Below are 17,543 nucleotides of genomic sequence, written 5' to 3' on the forward strand. Positions count from 1 at the left end.
AAACAAAAACTTTCACCAAACATTTTACTTGGTGGAAGTTTTTTTCATCTATTTAATAATCAACGTGTTCATTCACGTTGATTTACATAATTTTTTAACTATGAGGGGACGCTATGATAAAACAATTTAAACCAACGTGGATGGTCAATGCAATTTACGATTTACAACCAGCGAAGCTTAAATCGATGGGTATTAAAGCTGTTTTTACTGATCTGGATAATACGGTTATTCCGTGGAATAATCCAGATGGCACTCCTCAATTACGAACTTGGTTAGCTGAACTAGCTAAGTTCAATATTAGATTGGTTGTAATTTCCAATAATAAACACGCCCGCGTGGCTCGCGCAGTGCATAATCTCGAATTAGAATTTATTTCCCGGGCATTTAAGCCATCTCCAAGTGGGATTAACCGTGCGCTAAATCGTTATCATTTACGAAATGAAGATGTGATTATGGTCGGTGATCAAATTTTAACTGATGTTTGGGCTTCCAATAACGCCCACGTTCGAAGTGTGTTAGTAAAACCACTAGTTGATAGTGATGCTTGGGTAACTAAATTTAATCGAAAGTTAGAAATCATTATCATGAAGGCATTAAGAAAACGCTACCCTGATTTAAAATGGCAGGAGGAAATTAAATAATGGAAGATGAATTACGTTGTGTTGGTTGTGGAGCTTTAATTCAAACTACTGATCCAAATGGATTGGGTTATGTCCCAGCTTCCGCACTCAAAAAAGCATTGGATAATGATGAAGATATATATTGTAAACGGTGCTTTAGATTAAGACATTACAATGAAATTTCACCAGTTAGTTTGACAGATGATGATTTCAGAAAATTATTAAGTCAGATTCAAGATACGGATGCATTGATTGTGTACGTGGTTGATATCTTTGATTTTAATGGGAGCTTAATTCCAGGACTACATCGGTTCGTTGGTGCTAATCCAATTTTAATGGTTGGTAATAAGTCTGATTTGTTGCCAAGCTCATTTAAACGGAGTAAATTAACTGATTGGATTAGACAACAAGCTAATAAGAATGGAATCAGACCAATCGGAGTCCAATTAGTATCAGCTAAGACCAATGATTCAGTCGATGATTTATTGAAAACGATTGATGAAAAGCGCAAGGGCCGCGATGTATATGTGGTCGGTGTAACTAACGTGGGTAAATCAACGTTAATCAATCAAATTATTCGTCAAAGTACTGGAATTAAAGAATTGATTACTACTTCGAGATTCCCAGGAACTACGTTAGATAAGATTGAAATTCCATTGGATGATGGAAAGGCAATTATTGATACGCCCGGTATTATTCATGCGCAACAAATGGCGCATTACTTAAATGGTAAGGACTTAAAGATTGTTGCGCCCCAAAAGAAGATCAAACCCCGGTCTTATCAATTGAATCCAGAACAGACATTGTTCTTTGGTGGGGTGGCCCGTTTTGACTACGTAAGTGGTGACAAGAAGTACGGGTTCACCGCCTATGTAGAAAATAATTTATTGGTCCATCGGACGAAACTGATTAATGCTGACGCATTTTATGAAAAACACCTAGGTGATTTATTAACGCCGCCGAGTGGTGATGATTTAGCTGATTTTCCAGCACTAGTGCGCCATGAGTTTAAAACAACTGAAAAGAGCGACTTAGTGATCGAAGGATTAGGATGGGTAACTGTTCCAGCTGGGGTAGTAGTTGCTGGTTGGGCCCCTAAACAAGTGGCCGTTTTAATTCGACGTTCAATGATATAGGAGGATTTAAATGAATTTAAGAGGAAAGCAAAAACGTTTCTTAAGAGCAAAGGCCAACCGGATGCGGCCATTGTTCTCAATTGGTAAGGAAGGTTTAAGTGATACATGGTTAACGCAGGTTAACGATGCACTTAACCGTCGTGAATTGATGAAAGTTAATATTTTACAAAATTCAGCAGTTGAACCACAAGATGTTGAAGAATTTGTTGCTGCAAATAGTGAAATTCAAGTTGTACAAAAGATTGGTCGAACGGTACTCTTATTTAAGATTGCTGATCAAGCTAAGTACCGGCATGTATCTGAGGAAGTTAAACAGGTTTAGGGGTCTAAAATGAGTAAGGTCGTATATCAAAATAATGTTAAAACATTAACTCAATTAATTCACCGCCGTGAAGGTGGCCAAAATATTGGGCTGTTAGGTGGGACCTTTAATCCAGTGCATACGGGCCATTTAATTGTAGCTGATCAAGTGCGGAGTCAATTAGGGTTAGATCAAGTCCTATTAATGCCAGATGCGATTCCACCCCACGTTGATAAGAAGAGTGCTATTAATGCTACGGACCGGGTCAATATGTTGCGCCTGGCAACTGAAACGAACCCGCACTTAGGCATTGAATTAGCTGAAATTATTCGCGGTGGCAAGAGCTATAGCTACGATACCATTCGTGAATTGACTAATCACTTTCCAAATAATAATTATTACTTTATCATTGGTGGTGACATGGTTGAGTATTTACCGAAATGGCACAAAATTAATGAATTAATTAAGATGGTGCAATTTGTAGGGGTCAAGCGGAGTGGCTATCCTATTACTTCACACTATCCAATTGTGTGGGTCGACGTGCCAATGATTGATATTTCATCGACTCTCATTCGAAACAAAATTCGGCAAAACCAATCAGTTAAGTATTTAATTCCAGATGCGGTAGATCAATATATAAAGGAGAATCATCTTTATGGATAAGGTAATTTTGGACTATCATGAAAACATTGTTCCCTATGATCGAGACGAATTAGTGCATAAATTAAGCCAAGCATTGAAAACTAAGCGATTTGAACATGTTCAACGGGTGGAACAAATGGCAATTAAACTAGCTCGCTTGAACGGAGTGGATGAAGAATTAGCCAGTATTGCTGGATTAGTGCATGATTATGCTAAACAACGTCCGGATGAAGATTTCATCAATACGATCAAGCAATACCAATTGGACCCGGATTTATTGAACTACGGTAATGCAATTTGGCATGGGTACGTAGGTTGGATCTTAATTAAAAATGAACTAGGAATTAATAACATCGATGTTTTAGAAGCAGTGAAATATCACACGATTGGGGCCCCTTACATGAGTAAATTGGCTCAGGTAATTTACATGGCTGACTATATCGAAACTGGCCGCGATTTTCCAGGAGTTGAAGAAGCGCGCCAAATTACATTTGATAACTTAGCCAACGGGGTTGCCTATCAAACCTTTAATACCTTAAACTACCTAATTAACAAACATGCAGCAGTGTACCCTAAGACTATTGATACCTTTAATGCATGGGTACCAAACGCTGCCATATACAGAAAGGATTAATTTACAATATGAACAGTAAAGAAAAAGTAGAAATTGCAGTTAAGGCTGCTGATGATAAACGAGCTCATGATATTGTAGCTTTAAACGTGGAACAAATTAGTTTAATGGCCGATTATTTTGTTATTATGGATGCCTCATCAACTAGACAGGTTAAAGCCATTGCCGAAGCCATTGTTGAAGAAGCCGAAAAACATGATATTGCCATTAAACAAGTTGAAGGAAAAAATGAAGCCCAATGGATCCTAATTGATTTAGGGGATGTAATCGTGCACGTATTCCAAAAGGAACAACGTGAATTTTATGACTTGGAAAAATTATGGTCAGATGCAGCTGAACTAGACGTTAGTGCATGGGTAAATGAATAATGATTTATACTGAGTTCGCTGAACTATATGATGAACTGTTCGACCCTGAGATGTATCAACAATGGCTAGCGTTCGTCCAGGCGAATACGCGTCCCGGTTCATTATTAGACTTAGCATGTGGCAATGGTCGCTTGGCAATTTCATTAGCTCAAAATGGCTATCAAGCGGCCGGCTTAGATTTATCTGCCGATATGTTAGCCATTGCGAGCCAAAAGGCCACCACAGCCGGCGTTGAATTACCATTATATAATGGCAACATGTTGGATTTAGCCGGATTAGCAGCTCGGGATGTAATTACTTGCTTTGACGACTCGATTTGTTACTTGGCAAACGCAGCTGAAGTTGCCGAAATGATGAAGCAGGTGTTTGCAACGCTAAATTCTGGTGGAATATTCTTGTTTGACGTGATTACACCCTATCAAACGGATGTAGTGTATCCTGGTTATATGTATAATTATCATGATGAGGATCGAGCATTTATGTGGCGTTCATATGCGGGTGATGATGAACATTCAGTTGAACATGATTTATCATTTTTTAATTATAATCCGACTAAGGATGCCTATGATGAAGTATCAGAATTACATCGTGAGCGGACCTATCCACTTGATGTTTATCAAAAGGCATTAACGGACGCTGGCTTTACCGCAATTAACGTTAGTGCTGATTTTGGCAATGCAGAAATCAAACCAGATACAACCAGATGGTTTTTTACCGCAAAGAAGGGATAATTAATGTTATCAGCTGTTGGAATCATTGCAGAATATAATCCATTCCATAATGGCCATGCCTATCAACTACAACTAGCTAAACAGCGGACCAATGCAGACGTTGTAGTGGCGGTTATGAGTGGTAATTGGGTGCAACGTGGGGCGCCCGCAATTGTTGACAAATGGGTCCGCACTGAAATGGCATTGGCAATGGGCGTGGATTTAGTTGTTGAACTACCAGTTTTCGATGCAGTTCAACCGGCTGATTTATTTGCCCGGGGTGCCGTTCGTATTGTTGATCAACTACAATGTGATTCCTTAGCATTTGGTTGTGAACATGCTGATTATGATTTTGCTCAATTAGGCCGCATAGCAGTTGATGATGATCAAGCCCATTTTCGTGATTATCAACAACCATATCCAGCATTGATTCAGGCGGCAATAAACGAGCAATTTGGGATTAACATTAACCAACCAAATGATATTTTAGCGTTGAACTATGCTCAAGCTGTTCATCAATTAGATTCAAAAATGCAATTAGTTCCCATTGAACGGGTTGGCAGCCGCCATCATGATGCTGACTTTAATGGGGCATTAGCGAGTGCGAGTGCGATTCGAAAAGCGATTTTGAGTCGCTCCATTAAGACCGTACAACCGTACCTACCGGCACCGGTATACTCATTATTGCAAAATCATAATTATCTTGATTTATCTGCATTTTGGAGTATCATTCGATATCAATTGGTTATGACGCCATTAGATGAGTTGAATCAACGTTATCAAATGACGGAGGGACTCGAGTATCGGCTGAAGGAAGCAGCAATTAAGCACGCTAAATTCAAAGAATTTATGAGTGCTATCAAGACGAAACGATATACCTATTCTCGCCTACAACGATTATTAGTGTATGTCTTATTACAAGCAAATCAAGATGATTTTATTCACCATGATCCATATTTACGGGTCCTTGGGTTCAATCCAACCGGTCAACAATATTTAAACCAAGTAAAGAGTCAAATTGATTGGCCAATTATTTCAAAGATTGACCAATCAATGTTAAAATCAGTGATTAAAACAGAATTCAATGCCGGAATGCTGATCCAAATGAAAAATGGCCAATATCAAGATTTATATCGCCATCCAATCATTAAAAAGTGAGGCTATCAAGGAAATTACCTTGACATTGAAATTATGTATATGTATAATTAGTCACGTTGCATTAGGAGGAACAGTTAATGAAATGGTATTTAAGTGATTTAAAAGATTACAAAGACGTGCCACTTTCTGAACAAGAAACGTTAGATTTAAAGGATGACCTTTTATCTAGATACTCTGATCAAATTCTTGATGTTCAACCTATTGATGTTGAATCACATGTATTTTATGATCAAGGAAATGCAATTGTGAATGCACAGGTAAAGGGTGAGATTACGGTTCCGTCATCTCGTTCATTAACGCCTGTTAAATTCCCATTGAATTTCAGTATTAATGAAGTCTATGTTCCAGACGAAGCTGCTTTAAAGCGCTTCGAACAAGATGATAGTAATGACGATGAAATCGGTTTAATTGCCGATGAAGACGGTGCCATCGATTTTGATCGCGCTGTATCTGATAACATCATTCTACAAATTCCAATGCACGTTCTGTCGCCGAAAGAATCTGAATTTAATATCATGCCAGAAGGTAATGATTGGCAGGTTATTTCTGAAGATGAGTATAATCATCCCAAGACAGATGATAAACCAGTTGATCCACGTCTTACAAAGCTAAAGAATTTCTTTGGTGATGATCAGTAAGACTTAAAAATTTCACTAGTGGATATTTTAAAAAGAAGGAGGGGTTTACTTTGGCTGTACCAGCAAGAAAAACTTCTAAAGCTAAGAAGCGCATGCGTCGGGGTCACATTAAGTTAAATGTCCCTGGTTTAACTCCATGCCCAAATTGTGGTGAATTACGTAAGTCACACTTTGTTTGCCCAAGTTGTGGTTACTACGATGGTAAAGACGTTATCAGTAACACTAATAACTAATTATCAATTTAAAAAAGCTTTCAGAACACCATGGGTTCTGAAAGCTTTTTATTTTTATGCGAAAAAGATTAGACAGTGCTTAAAAAGGCTTAATCTATGTTAGAATAGAACATGGATATGAAAAAAATTGAAGGTGGAAAAAAGATGACCAATGTATTAATTGTTGAAGATGAAAAGAGCTTGGCTCGATTTGTCGAATTAGAATTAAAGCATGAGGGTTATGATGTCACCGTTGCAACTAATGGTCGGGATGGACTTGATGAAGCAATTAATGATGACTTTGATGTAATCCTATTGGACTTAATGTTACCCAAATTAAACGGAATGGAAGTTGCTCGTCGACTCCGTGAAAAGAAAGATACGCCAATCATTATGATGACGGCTCGGGACTCAGTTATTGATCGAGTTTCTGGATTTGATCATGGAGCTGATGACTATATTGTTAAGCCATTTGCGATTGAAGAATTATTAGCACGAATTCGGGCCCTATTACGGCGCATCAAGATTGAAGGTCACCAAAAAGCCCAAGAACAAAAAGTGGTTCATTTTAAGGACTTAACGATTGAAAAGGAAAGCCGCATTGTTCGTCGTGGTGATGAAGTGATTGACTTAACTAAGCGTGAATATGAATTACTACTTACGCTAATGGAAAATGTGAACGTAGTTTTAGCCAGAGACGTCCTATTAAATAAGGTATGGGGCTATGACTCTGATGCCGAAACTAACGTGGTCGATGTTTACATTCGTTACCTTAGAAATAAGATTGACCGTGAAGGTGAAAAGAGCTACATTCAAACTGTTCGTGGAACTGGATATGTGATGCGTTCATGATGTTAAACCAAGATAAGCAACCATCATTAACTGAATCATCTGATAGCGTTGGTAATGGGCACAGGTGGATTTCTCTAAAGTGGAAATGGTCTGTCGGGACTTCGGTTGTTGTTTTTCTGGTAACATCAATTTTCTCATTTTTGATTTATAATCGGTTTTCAGACGTCTTATTTAACCAAGAGGTCGATCACGTGCGGAGTACGTTAAATAGTACTGCCGGGCGTTTAGAAACCCTAAATCAATTTGATCGAAATAGTGTATATTCTGTTTTATCACCACGAGTGACCCCAAATGATCACAACAATCAATTAATTGCGCCCAATTCGGTGTTTAGTAATCTTTCCCGTAATAACACGTCTATTAATGTTTTGAATCAGGATGATAATTCAGTGTTTATGCTGGGGCAGACTTATTCTAAAAAGTTAAATCAACCGATTTTAAAGCAAAATATTTATGGTAAACGAATCAATCATTCTTTGATGTTAATTGGTGAGATGCCAATTCATGCCAAAAGTAATAATCAACGGATCGGTTCAGTCCGCATTGTTGATCAGTTAAATGATTATCATGCCACGACTAATAAACTGATCGTGATCTTAGTGTTACTACTAATCATCACGACATTGGTTTCATCCATTTTGGCCTATGCAATGGCAGCTTACTTCTTAAGGCCCATCAATAAAATTCGGCGCACCATCAATGAAGTGAACGAATCACCTAAAACGTCTAAACGGGTGCCAAAACTAAATCAAAATGATGAATTGACTGACCTAGGGACGTTGTTTAACGATATGTTAGATACGATGCAACGCTACATTAAGCAACAACAACAATTCGTAGAGGATGTATCGCATGAATTAAGAACCCCCGTTGCGGTGATTCAAGGTCATATTGACCTTTTAAAGCGGTGGGGTAAGGATGATCCAGAAGTGTTGGAGGAATCCATTAATTCATCAATTAGTGAAATTAATCGAATGAAGAGCTTAATTAATGAGATGTTAGATTTATCACGGGTCGAACAGGCGAGTTTGAATTATCGTGATCGAATTACTAACGTTGAAGAAGTCGTTGAACAAGAATTTAATGATTTCAAGATGATTCATCCAGATTTTCATTTTACGTTTGATAACGATGTGCGCAAGCCAGTCTATGCACAAATTTATCGAAACCACTTAGAACAAATTTTAGTAATCCTATTAGATAACGCCATTAAATACTCCACTGATCGTAAGATCGTGCATATTTCATTGTCTAGAAACATGCGAAGCGTTGAGTTATCGGTCCAAGATTTCGGGGAAGGGATTAGCCGTGAGAACATGCGGAATGTCTTTGATCGTTTCTATCGGGTCGATAAATCTAGAAGTCGTGAACAAGGTGGCAATGGGCTTGGCTTATCGATTGCAAAACGGCTAGTAGAAGCCTACCATGGCCGGATTGCAGTTGAAAGTTCAGTTGGTTCTGGTTCCATTTTCAGTGTTTCCCTACCAATCTTAAGTAAGGAACAACGACAAAAACTAATGGATAAGAATGAAGTTATTGATGATCAAGATAATGAGGACAAATAAAAAGGGTGTTGGAGCGATTCCAACATCCTTTTTATTTGATTATTTACGATTTTGTTTACCGGCATTGCGGTTGCGATTCTTATTTTCGGTCTTAGTCGTTGATGCTGGTTTAGCTTGATCAGCTGATTGATCAGCATCTGGATTTGGTAATTCATCAAAGTTAATTTGCTTTGGTGGGTTTTGCTTAGCTTGTTCAGCGACTTCTTGTCTAATCTTAGGACGGTAAAGATTAATGATCAAGGTTTGGATACATGCGAAGATTCCACCAATGAAGAAGTAAATGCCTAATCCGGCCGGAGCTTGGAAAGCAATTACTAAGATGAAGATGGGACTTAAGAATAACATTGCTTGCATTTGCTTTTGTTGTTCTTTTGGTAAGCCCTGTCTCGATAGTAGCGCTTGAATGATATAAGCAACAAATGATAGTAATGCCAATGCGATATTCTTATCACCTAACTTAATTCCGAAGAACACGGTCTTAGAAAGCTCTGGTGAGAATCGAATCGCTTCATACAGGGCTGCAAAGACGGGAAGTTGAATCAAGAATGGGAGACATCCGATTCCACCAGTCATACTAATTCCGTTGTCACGGTAAAGCGACATCATCGCTTGGCTAGTAGCAGCTTGTTCTTCAGGGGTCTTGGCAGCCTTTTGCCGCTTTTGTAGTTCTTTTAATTGGGGCTTGATCAAGTTCATCTTTTCTTGTTGAGTCGTTGATTTACGCATTTGATTGACCATTAATGGTAACAATACTAATCGAACTAACACGGTCAAGACGATTAACGCCCAACCATAGCCACCCACGAACTTAGCAATAAAGTTCATGACATTTTCACCGGTCTTACCAAATAGGTCATAATACCAACCATATGGCTTGCCGCTTTTATCGGTCTGCACACAACCGCTTAATAAGAGGACTAATGACCCCGTCATTGCGAGGGCACTTAGTCGTTTAATTGTTTTCATTTAAATCCAAAATCCTTCCTAATTATTAAATCAATCTAATTAAATATCCTAAATTAAATTAGGACGCTTTGCAAATTAAATTGTCTTAAAATCAGTAAATGCGGGTAGTTTAGTAAACTTAATGCTAGCATCGACGACTTCTGCTGATGGACTGGGGGCATCCTTGATTTTGGCCACTAGTTCATCTAGTTTTTTGTAGTCACCTTGGGCTAGAATTTTAACTGAGCCATCGGCTAGGTTTTCAACTGTCCCAACGATGCCTAATTGATCAGCAATCTGTTTAGTTGAGTAACGGAAGCCGACGCCTTGGACGGTCCCGTAAACGTGAATTTCTAAGGTGGGTTGCATATTGATTCTCCTTCAAATTTTAAAAATTGGTTATCAATAAAAGTATATCACAATAAGTATGTTAGAATATTAATTACGGACTATTATAGGAGCATAACATGGAGAAAATTACATCGAATCAAAATCGTCAGGTCAAAGCCTGGACTAAATTAAAAACTAAACATGGCCGTCAAAAAGCAGGCCAATATTTAATCGAAGGTTGGCATTTGGTGTCTGAAGCCATTAACTATGACCAACCAATTGTTACTATCATTACAACTGAAAAGCGACTTGCTAGTGATGGTGCAGCTTTCAAAGACCGCTTTGATTACGTGGTGGTCACCGATGAAGTTGCCAATCACATTGCAGATACTAAGACTACGCAAGGCATTTTTGCAGTGCTTTCCATCATCCCGACCAATCAAGTGGCTGCTAATTTTGCCAGTGGTGGTTGGCTATTGTTAGATCAAATTCAAGACCCTGGGAATATCGGGACCATGGTCCGCACGGCAGATGCAATGGGCCTATCTGGCGTAGTATTCGGTACTGGTACGGCTAGTCAATATGCTCCCAAGGTATCGCGTTCGATGCAAGGAAGCCAATTTCACATCCAAATTGCGGAAGCCGACTTAAGTGAATGGATTAATGAATACCATGAACAGGGCTATCCAGTTTATGGGACCGAATTAAATCCAGATGCAGTAGCCTTAGATGAAGTTCCTGCGCAAGCTAACTTTGCGTTAGTTATGGGGAATGAAGGTAATGGGATGCAGGCATCACTATTAGCATTGACTGATGCTAATTTATTCATCCCCATGAAGGGGAATGCTGAATCATTGAACGTTGCGATTGCGGCGGCCTTAGTTATGTTTCATTTGCAAAAGTAAACAAGGGGTGATCAAAAGTGGATGCATCTAATTGGCGTTCAGATAAGGAATATGTATCAATCGTTGCGGATCTTTTAAAGCAACCCATGGTCCAAAAGATGAGTACGATCGTTCAACACCATCATTCGACCCGCTTAAAACATTCCATTTATGTTTCATACGTTAGCTATCGAATTGCTAAGCGTCTTCATTTGAACTACCGCATGATTGCCCGGGGTGGATTATTGCATGATTTGTTTTTTTATGATTGGCGCACGACGAAGTTCAATCTGGGTTCCCATGCGTTCATTCACCCGCGGGTAGCTTTAAAAAATGCTGAAAAGATTACGGAATTATCACCAATGGAACGTGATATTATTTTAAAGCACATGTGGGGCTTTACATTAGCGCGGCCGAAGTATCGTGAAAGTATTATCGTTTCATTAGTGGATGATTATGCTGCCGTCCATGAATTTTTGACTCCGCTCAATCGACGAATTAAGCAAATGTTTGAAAAAATATAGAATGGCGCTAAAATAGTATTACATAATTATTAATTACAGGAGGGATTATAATGGATGAAGTTAGAGACAAACCATACACACCAGATTTTCATCTTTGCCCGAAGTTTCAAAAAACCTTTTCAATTTTGGGTAAAAAATGGAATGGATTGATTATCGAAACGTTACTCAATGAAGGTCCCCTACGGTTTAAGAATATTTCCAATACCATTGCCAAGTGTAGTGATCGAGTATTGGTAGAACGACTAAAGGAATTAGAAGTTGACGGGATTGTTGCTAGAAAGACGTTCCCTGATTCTTCATTAATTCAATACCAATTAACTGAAAAGGGCCAAGCATTGAAACCAATCATGGATTCAGTTCATGGTTGGGCCGATAAATGGTTTGACTAGTAAAAATAGACTTGATTAATTAACCATAATAGTTTACTATCATTTTAGATATGTTTTGATGAAAAAGTAGTAAATTGATCACTTTCAGAGAGGCTATAAATGCTGCGAGTAGCCATCGATCGATTGAATTCGTTTTCGGAACTGATATTGGGAGTTTACACAAACGAAAAATGTCCGGTCGTCACCGTTATTGATTTAAGAGTAGGTAGTGAATTAATACTACCTAAAGTAGGGTGGTACCGCGGAGCTTCGTCCCTTTTTGGGGACGGGGCTTTTTTTGTGGACTGAAGGAGGAAATTAAATGTCATTAAAAGATGAATTAAGTCAAATTCGTGATGAAGGACTTAAGAATATTCAATCAGCAGTTGATGTTAAATCAATTCGTGAAAACATTAAAGTGAAGTTATTAGGAAAAAAGGGGCCTATTACTAAGGCCCTACGGGGGATTAAAGATTTACCCGTTGAAGAACGACCTAAAGTAGGAAGTTATGCCAATAAGGTTCGTGATGAACTTCAAACAGCCTTGGACGCTAAAATTGATGAATTAGAAGCTGCTAAGTTAAACCAACAATTAGCAGCAGAAACCATTGATGTGACCCTACCTGGGACTCCTGTCAGTAGCGGGCATCCCCACGTGATTCAATCGATCGTAGATCAAATTACCGACTTGTTCTTGGGCATGGGATACGAAGTACTAAGTGGTCCCGAAGTAGAAGAAGATAAGTATAACTTTGAAATGATGAACCTACCTAAGGATCATCCCGCCCGTGATATGCAAGATACGTTCTACATTACTGATGAGATCTTAATGCGGACTCAAACCTCACCAATGCAGGCACGAACACTAGAAAAGCATGACTTTGCTAAGGGCCCATTAAAGATGATCTCACCCGGTGTGGTTTACCGTCGTGATACTGATGATCCTACCCATTCCCATCAATTCCACCAAATTGAAGGAATGGTCGTTGATGAAAACATCACTATGGCTGACTTAAAGGGAACTTTGGAACTATTGACCCACCAACTATTTGGTGACAAGTTCAACGTGCGGTTACGGCCAAGTTACTTCCCATTTACGGAACCTTCTGTGGAAGCTGATATTACTTGTTTCAACTGTATGGGGAAGGGCTGTAATGTATGTAAAGGATCCGGTTGGATCGAAGTATTAGGTGCTGGGATGGTCCATCCAAACGTATTGCAAAATGCAGGTGTGGATGCTGAAAAATACACTGGTTTCGCGTTTGGATTAGGACCTGACCGGTTAGCAATGCTTAAGTACGGGGTCAATGATATTCGTGATTTCTACTTGAACGATGTTCGTTTCCTATCACAATTTAACTAAGGAGGATTCTTAAATGCTTGTTTCTTATAAATGGCTAAAGGAATACTTGGACCTAACCGTTCCAGTTGATGAATTAGCCGAAAAAATCGAAAGAACCGCTGTCGAAGTTGATGGGGTGGTTAAACCAAGTGCTGGACTTAAAAAATTAGTGGTGGGAGAAGTTGTTTCAATGGAACCCCATCCAGATTCAGACCATTTGAATGTCTGTCAAGTAGACATTGGTGAAGATGAACCCATCCAAATTGTGTGTGGGGCGCCCAATGTTCAACCCGGCAAAAAGGTAATTACCGCAGTCCACGGAGCGCGGGTTGCTGGCAACATGAAGATCAAGCGTAGTAAGATGCGCGGGGTCCAATCTAATGGAATGCTATGTGCCTTAGATGAAATCGGCTTCGATAAGAGCGTGGTCCCAGCTGAATGGGCAGATGGAATTTACTTCCTGCCTGACGACGCTAAGTTAGGGGCTGACGTTTATCCTTATCTTGGGATGGACGATGAATTAATCGATCTAGATGTCACGCCAAACCGGGGTGATATGCTTAGTATTTATGGGACTGCTCATGAATTAGCTGCTATCTATGACTTACCATTGAACTTAGATCATCCCGATTTAAAGGAAAATGGGGATGCGCAAACGAGTGATTTAATTCAAGCTAGCGTTGATGATGCCATTGCACCTAACTATAATGTCCGGGTGCTTAGTAATGTAAAGGTACAACCAAGTCCCCTTTGGATTCAAATTCGGCTTTGGAATGCCGGAATTAAGCCCATTAACAACGTGGTGGATGCCACTAACTACATGATGCTTAAGTATGGTCAACCAATGCATGCTTATGACATGGATAAGTTAAATGGCCATCAACTAAACGTTCGCTATGCTAAAGCCGGCGAACAACTTAAGACGCTAAATGAAAATGACAATGAATTAACTACCGATGACATTATTGTTGCTGACGCTGAACGACCAGTGGCACTAGCAGGGGTCATGGGTGGCTTTGATAGCCAAGTTACTGCTGATACGAAAAATGTCGTATTAGAAAGCGCAACGTTTGATTCCGTGAAGGTTAGAAAAACGGCTCAACGGCACTTGATTCATACTGACGCCTCACAACGGTTTGAACGGGGCGTTGACCACGCAACCGTTCGGGAAGCAATGGATGCAGCTGCTGAAATGATTAGCCATGATGGGGATGCTGAGGTTGCTAAGGGTATTGTAACGGCCAGTGATGACCACTTAGCACCAGTTAAGGTAATGACCACCACTGCTCGAATCAATCAAGTATTAGGGACTGCTTTATCCACCGCTGAGATCACAAATATCTTTGAACGGCTTGGCTTTAGCGTTGCCGAACAAGGAACTGAACTAGTGGTAACCGTTCCAGTTCGGCGCTTAGACATCCAAATTCAGGCGGACTTATTTGAAGAAGTAGCACGAATTTATGGCTATGATAACTTACCAAGCACCCTCCCAGTTAGTCGGACGACGGTGGGGAGTTTAACTGAAAAGCAACATTTGATCAGAAAAACTCGGCATACCTTAGAAGCAGCTGGATTGACCCATGCAATTTCATATGCATTGACATCAGCTGATAAGGCTGCTTCATTTATGATGCGAGAAAGTGCATCAACTAGTTTGAGTTTCCCAATGAGTAGTGATCATACGACCCTTCGGATGAACTTAATTAGTGGCTTATTGAATGACATTGCTTATAACCAAGCAAGAAGCGTGAACGACGTGGCACTTTATGAACAAGGACGGGTCTTTTACAAGGATTCTGCTGACCAAGACCGTCCAGTTGAAGTGGAACACGTTGCCGGTGCAATTACCGGGACGTTGACTAACGCTAGTTGGAATCACCGGCCCAGTGCAGTTGATTTCTATCAATTAAAGGGCATCGTGGACTTGTTCTTAGCCGAATTAAGCGTAGCTGGGGACGTTGAATACCAAGCTACTGATCAATACCCAGATATGCATCCTGGTCGGACAGCCAACGTATTGATTCACGGACATCAAGTTGGTTTTATTGGTCAAGTTCACCCGAACGTGGCTAAGGAATACAAGATTAAACCAACCTATGTATTTGAATTCGACCTTCAACAATTAATCGACATGCCAAAACAAGAACAACAATATCACGTAATTTCTAAGTACCCATCAGTTAGTCGTGACATTGCGATGTTAGTTGATAAATCAGTTACCAACGAACAAATTGTAGCCGTAATTAAAAAACGGGGTGGGGCCTTCTTAACGAATGTGCATCTATTTGATTTGTTCGAAGGTAAGGGCATCCCTGAAGGTAAGAAGTCAATTGCTTACTCCCTCACTTATCAAAATCCAAATGACACCATGGTTGACGATGATGTAAATAAGGCCTTCGAAAAGGTTACCAAAGCCTTAGTAAATGAATTTGATGTTACAATTCGTTAATTACGGGGTTCAATTAAAAGTGAATGGAGGCAGTAGCATTGAGTGAACATTCTTCTGATTCAAAACCAACTTCACAGGTGCCTACTAAATTTGGTAGAAAGATAATCCTCTGGATCGTCTCAATTTTGATTATTTTATTTTGCTTCATCATTTTTCTGGGCCATAATTACATTAAAACCTCGCTCAAGCCATTGAATCCATCGGATCAACAAACCAAGGAAATTAACATTCCAATGGGAGCTTCCGATAAACGAATTGGCTCGATTTTACAAGACAGTGGAATCGTTAAAAGTGGAATCGTCTTTGATTATTATGTCAAAGCCCATAACATCACTAATTTTCGTTCCGGGTACTATGAATTTGCGCCATCAATGAGTTTAGATGAAATTGCTAAGCTATTGAAAAAAGGTGGTTCACCAGAGTCACTTCGGGCCCTTCGGGGTAAAGTCGTGGTCAGAGAAGGTGATGACATTGATGCCATCGCTGATATGGTTGCCCAACGGACTAACTACACGCGCAATGAATTTTATCAATTAGTCAACGATAAACAATTTGTTAAGCAACTTGCTAAGCGCTACCCGAAATTACTCGGGGGTGTGGCAAAGGATAGTTCTGCCCGGTATCTGTTAGAAGGGTATTTGTATCCGGCAACTTATAGTGCTAATGGGACTAGTAATTTAAAGCAATTAGTGGCCCAAATGGTTGCTAAGACTGACACAGAGCTAAAACCATATTATAATGAAATCAAGAAGCGTAATTTAACCGTTCAACAACTTTTAACTGTGGCTTCATTAGTTGAAGGTGAAAATGTGAATGCTAAAAACGGTGCAATTATTGCTGGAGTTTTATATAATAAGTTTAATAGTGGTCTGCCTTTGAATTCTACGGTGGCGATTGCATATGCATCCAATAACCATTCTAGTAAGTTAACTAGTAAGGACTATGCAGTAAAATCACCTTATAATTTAACGCTGAACCTTGGATTTGGGCCGGGCCCAGTTAACAACCCTAGTTTAGAGTTTATTCAAGTCGCATTGTATCCAAAGGATCGATCTAAAGGCTATTTATACTATTTAAATGATATGGCTAATAAGCGGGTCTTTTATTCGCAAAATAAGATTAGCTCATTAAAGAGTATTGGTACTGATACGACCAAGCAAAACGATTAAGGAGATTATCATTATGACAGAAAAAAGAAAACGGCCAGTTGTAATTGGTGTTACCGGTGGTTCTGGAAGTGGGAAGACGACGGTTAGTCGCTCGATTTTTAACCATCTCCTTGGTAATTCATTAATGATCTTACAACAAGATGCTTACTATAAGGACCAATCACACAAGACCATGGCAGAACGGGAATTAACTAACTATGACCATCCCCTTGCGTTTGATACCGATCTATTAATTAAACAATTAAACCAATTACTCGACTATAAGGCAATTGAAAAGCCAGTTTATGACTACACGAAGCTTACTCGAAGCAGTGAGACTGTACATCAAGAACCAATGGATGTTATCATCTTGGAAGGGATTTTAGTCTTAGATGATAAGCGCCTGCGGGACTTGATGGATATTAAGGTCTTCGTTGATACGGATGATGATATCCGATTGATTAGACGCATTCGTCGTGATACTCAAGAACGGGGCCGCACGGTTGATGAAGTAATCCAACAATATCTAGATACAGTGCGCCCAATGTATCATGAATTTATCGAACCTACCAAACGGAATGCTGATATTATCATTCCTGAAGGTGGGAAGAACGAAGTGGCGATTGATCTATTGACCACTAAGATTAAATCAATTTTAATCCAACACGGGAATCACCGGGTTGAAAACAACATTGATACGTCAATTTAAAAATACTTTAA

Annotated in this window: 21 protein-coding genes and 1 other annotated feature; of the genes, 19 read left to right on the top strand and 2 right to left on the bottom strand. The window is 39.5% G+C overall.

Annotated elements, in window-relative coordinates:
• Positions 1 to 113 precede the first annotated feature (113 nt).
• The 12 genes from R4146_RS04970 (at position 114) to R4146_RS05025 (ending at position 8,833) form a co-directional block, all read left to right on the top strand.
• Complete coding sequence (locus R4146_RS04970; protein WP_339960314.1) at positions 114 to 641, top strand: YqeG family HAD IIIA-type phosphatase; 528 nt, start codon at positions 114 to 116, stop codon at positions 639 to 641.
• A complete protein-coding gene (gene yqeH, locus R4146_RS04975; protein WP_339960315.1) occupies positions 641 to 1,756 on the top strand; it encodes a ribosome biogenesis GTPase YqeH in 1,116 nt (371 codons plus the stop codon). Before R4146_RS04970 ends, yqeH begins: the two co-directional genes overlap by 1 nt.
• Before the next feature lie 10 nt (positions 1,757 to 1,766).
• Positions 1,767 to 2,078, top strand: a complete 312-nt coding sequence (gene yhbY, locus R4146_RS04980) for a ribosome assembly RNA-binding protein YhbY (protein WP_339960316.1) — start codon at positions 1,767 to 1,769, stop codon at positions 2,076 to 2,078.
• Between the two features lie 9 nt (positions 2,079 to 2,087).
• On the top strand, positions 2,088 to 2,720 hold the full coding sequence (locus tag R4146_RS04985; protein ID WP_339960317.1) for a nicotinate-nucleotide adenylyltransferase: 633 nt from the start codon (positions 2,088 to 2,090) through the stop codon (positions 2,718 to 2,720).
• The gene (gene yqeK, locus R4146_RS04990) at positions 2,713 to 3,333 is read left to right on the top strand and encodes a bis(5'-nucleosyl)-tetraphosphatase (symmetrical) YqeK (protein WP_339960318.1); all 621 of its coding nucleotides are present in this window, start codon (positions 2,713 to 2,715) and stop codon (positions 3,331 to 3,333) included. The genes R4146_RS04985 and yqeK overlap by 8 nt, the downstream gene beginning before the upstream one ends.
• Before the next feature lie 8 nt (positions 3,334 to 3,341).
• Entirely contained in the window at positions 3,342 to 3,698 is a 357-nt protein-coding gene (rsfS, locus tag R4146_RS04995) for a ribosome silencing factor (protein WP_339960319.1), read from the top strand.
• Positions 3,698 to 4,429, top strand: a complete 732-nt coding sequence (locus R4146_RS05000) for a class I SAM-dependent DNA methyltransferase (RefSeq protein ID WP_339960320.1) — start codon at positions 3,698 to 3,700, stop codon at positions 4,427 to 4,429. Before rsfS ends, R4146_RS05000 begins: the two co-directional genes overlap by 1 nt.
• Positions 4,430 to 4,432: 3 nt before the next feature.
• Positions 4,433 to 5,566, top strand: a complete 1,134-nt coding sequence (locus tag R4146_RS05005) for a nucleotidyltransferase (RefSeq protein ID WP_339960321.1) — start codon at positions 4,433 to 4,435, stop codon at positions 5,564 to 5,566.
• 77 nt (positions 5,567 to 5,643) lie between these two features.
• Positions 5,644 to 6,204, top strand: coding sequence for a DUF177 domain-containing protein (locus R4146_RS05010; protein ID WP_339960322.1), 561 nt, complete (start codon positions 5,644 to 5,646; stop codon positions 6,202 to 6,204).
• 50 nt (positions 6,205 to 6,254) lie between these two features.
• Positions 6,255 to 6,437 carry a 50S ribosomal protein L32 gene (rpmF, locus tag R4146_RS05015; RefSeq protein ID WP_219054546.1) on the top strand — a complete coding sequence of 61 codons (183 nt, stop codon included), beginning with the start codon at positions 6,255 to 6,257 and terminating at the stop codon, positions 6,435 to 6,437.
• A gap of 144 nt (positions 6,438 to 6,581) precedes the next feature.
• Positions 6,582 to 7,268, top strand: coding sequence for a response regulator transcription factor (locus R4146_RS05020; RefSeq protein ID WP_339960660.1), 687 nt, complete (start codon positions 6,582 to 6,584; stop codon positions 7,266 to 7,268).
• Positions 7,265 to 8,833: a HAMP domain-containing sensor histidine kinase gene (locus tag R4146_RS05025; protein ID WP_339960324.1), complete on the top strand. Its 1,569-nt coding sequence runs from the start codon at positions 7,265 to 7,267 to the stop codon at positions 8,831 to 8,833. Before R4146_RS05020 ends, R4146_RS05025 begins: the two co-directional genes overlap by 4 nt.
• A 39-nt stretch (positions 8,834 to 8,872) precedes the next feature.
• Here R4146_RS05025 and yidC read toward each other — a convergent pair whose 3' ends face one another.
• Both yidC and R4146_RS05035 read right to left on the bottom strand, forming a co-directional pair.
• Positions 8,873 to 9,799, bottom strand: a complete 927-nt coding sequence (gene yidC, locus R4146_RS05030; RefSeq protein WP_339960325.1) for a membrane protein insertase YidC — start codon at positions 9,797 to 9,799, stop codon at positions 8,873 to 8,875.
• 75 nt (positions 9,800 to 9,874) lie between these two features.
• Positions 9,875 to 10,147 (bottom strand): acylphosphatase, encoded by a 273-nt coding sequence (locus tag R4146_RS05035; protein ID WP_339960326.1) that lies wholly within the window; start codon positions 10,145 to 10,147, stop codon positions 9,875 to 9,877.
• Positions 10,148 to 10,245: 98 nt separating this feature from the next.
• Here R4146_RS05035 and R4146_RS05040 point away from each other — a divergent pair, with 98 nt between their 5' ends.
• The 7 genes from R4146_RS05040 to udk all read left to right on the top strand — a co-directional run bounded on the left by R4146_RS05040 (position 10,246) and on the right by udk (position 17,532).
• Positions 10,246 to 11,013: a TrmH family RNA methyltransferase gene (locus R4146_RS05040; RefSeq protein ID WP_339960327.1), complete on the top strand. Its 768-nt coding sequence runs from the start codon at positions 10,246 to 10,248 to the stop codon at positions 11,011 to 11,013.
• A 17-nt stretch (positions 11,014 to 11,030) separates the two neighbouring features.
• On the top strand, positions 11,031 to 11,516 hold the full coding sequence (locus R4146_RS05045) for an HD domain-containing protein (RefSeq protein ID WP_339960328.1): 486 nt from the start codon (positions 11,031 to 11,033) through the stop codon (positions 11,514 to 11,516).
• 50 nt (positions 11,517 to 11,566) lie between these two features.
• Complete coding sequence (locus R4146_RS05050; RefSeq protein ID WP_339960329.1) at positions 11,567 to 11,905, top strand: winged helix-turn-helix transcriptional regulator; 339 nt, start codon at positions 11,567 to 11,569, stop codon at positions 11,903 to 11,905.
• 46 nt (positions 11,906 to 11,951) lie between these two features.
• Positions 11,952 to 12,165, top strand: a binding site (T-box leader).
• A 41-nt stretch (positions 12,166 to 12,206) separates the two neighbouring features.
• Complete coding sequence (pheS, locus tag R4146_RS05055; RefSeq protein WP_339960330.1) at positions 12,207 to 13,247, top strand: phenylalanine--tRNA ligase subunit alpha; 1,041 nt, start codon at positions 12,207 to 12,209, stop codon at positions 13,245 to 13,247.
• 13 nt (positions 13,248 to 13,260) lie between these two features.
• Positions 13,261 to 15,675 (top strand): phenylalanine--tRNA ligase subunit beta, encoded by a 2,415-nt coding sequence (gene pheT / locus R4146_RS05060; protein WP_339960331.1) that lies wholly within the window; start codon positions 13,261 to 13,263, stop codon positions 15,673 to 15,675.
• A gap of 38 nt (positions 15,676 to 15,713) precedes the next feature.
• Positions 15,714 to 16,844, top strand: coding sequence for an endolytic transglycosylase MltG (mltG, locus tag R4146_RS05065; RefSeq protein ID WP_339960332.1), 1,131 nt, complete (start codon positions 15,714 to 15,716; stop codon positions 16,842 to 16,844).
• A gap of 13 nt (positions 16,845 to 16,857) precedes the next feature.
• A complete protein-coding gene (gene udk / locus R4146_RS05070) occupies positions 16,858 to 17,532 on the top strand; it encodes a uridine kinase (protein ID WP_339960333.1) in 675 nt (224 codons plus the stop codon).
• Positions 17,533 to 17,543: the final 11 nt, after the last annotated feature.

Origin of the sequence: Nicoliella lavandulae (genome assembly GCF_037546185.1) — a bacterium.
GTDB classification, from domain to species: Bacteria; Bacillota; Bacilli; order Lactobacillales; family Lactobacillaceae; genus Nicoliella; species Nicoliella lavandulae.

Excerpts from the sequence above, each read along its gene's own strand:
- udk (WP_339960333.1), top strand. The coding sequence starts at position 16,858 with ATGACAGAAAAAAGAAAACGGCCAGTTGTAATTGGTGTTACCGGTGGT.
- R4146_RS05040 (WP_339960327.1), top strand. The coding sequence starts at position 10,246 with ATGGAGAAAATTACATCGAATCAAAATCGTCAGGTCAAAGCCTGGACT.
- rsfS (WP_339960319.1), top strand. The coding sequence starts at position 3,342 with ATGAACAGTAAAGAAAAAGTAGAAATTGCAGTTAAGGCTGCTGATGAT.
- yqeH (WP_339960315.1), top strand. The coding sequence starts at position 641 with ATGGAAGATGAATTACGTTGTGTTGGTTGTGGAGCTTTAATTCAAACT.
- R4146_RS05020 (WP_339960660.1), top strand. The coding sequence starts at position 6,582 with ATGACCAATGTATTAATTGTTGAAGATGAAAAGAGCTTGGCTCGATTT.
- yidC (WP_339960325.1), bottom strand. The coding sequence starts at position 9,799 with ATGAAAACAATTAAACGACTAAGTGCCCTCGCAATGACGGGGTCATTA.
- pheT (WP_339960331.1), top strand. The coding sequence starts at position 13,261 with ATGCTTGTTTCTTATAAATGGCTAAAGGAATACTTGGACCTAACCGTT.
- R4146_RS05050 (WP_339960329.1), top strand. The coding sequence starts at position 11,567 with ATGGATGAAGTTAGAGACAAACCATACACACCAGATTTTCATCTTTGC.
- R4146_RS05025 (WP_339960324.1), top strand. The coding sequence starts at position 7,265 with ATGATGTTAAACCAAGATAAGCAACCATCATTAACTGAATCATCTGAT.
- yqeK (WP_339960318.1), top strand. The coding sequence starts at position 2,713 with ATGGATAAGGTAATTTTGGACTATCATGAAAACATTGTTCCCTATGAT.
- yhbY (WP_339960316.1), top strand. The coding sequence starts at position 1,767 with ATGAATTTAAGAGGAAAGCAAAAACGTTTCTTAAGAGCAAAGGCCAAC.
- R4146_RS05010 (WP_339960322.1), top strand. The coding sequence starts at position 5,644 with ATGAAATGGTATTTAAGTGATTTAAAAGATTACAAAGACGTGCCACTT.
- pheS (WP_339960330.1), top strand. The coding sequence starts at position 12,207 with ATGTCATTAAAAGATGAATTAAGTCAAATTCGTGATGAAGGACTTAAG.
- R4146_RS05035 (WP_339960326.1), bottom strand. The coding sequence starts at position 10,147 with ATGCAACCCACCTTAGAAATTCACGTTTACGGGACCGTCCAAGGCGTC.
- R4146_RS05005 (WP_339960321.1), top strand. The coding sequence starts at position 4,433 with ATGTTATCAGCTGTTGGAATCATTGCAGAATATAATCCATTCCATAAT.
- R4146_RS05000 (WP_339960320.1), top strand. The coding sequence starts at position 3,698 with ATGATTTATACTGAGTTCGCTGAACTATATGATGAACTGTTCGACCCT.
- R4146_RS04985 (WP_339960317.1), top strand. The coding sequence starts at position 2,088 with ATGAGTAAGGTCGTATATCAAAATAATGTTAAAACATTAACTCAATTA.
- R4146_RS04970 (WP_339960314.1), top strand. The coding sequence starts at position 114 with ATGATAAAACAATTTAAACCAACGTGGATGGTCAATGCAATTTACGAT.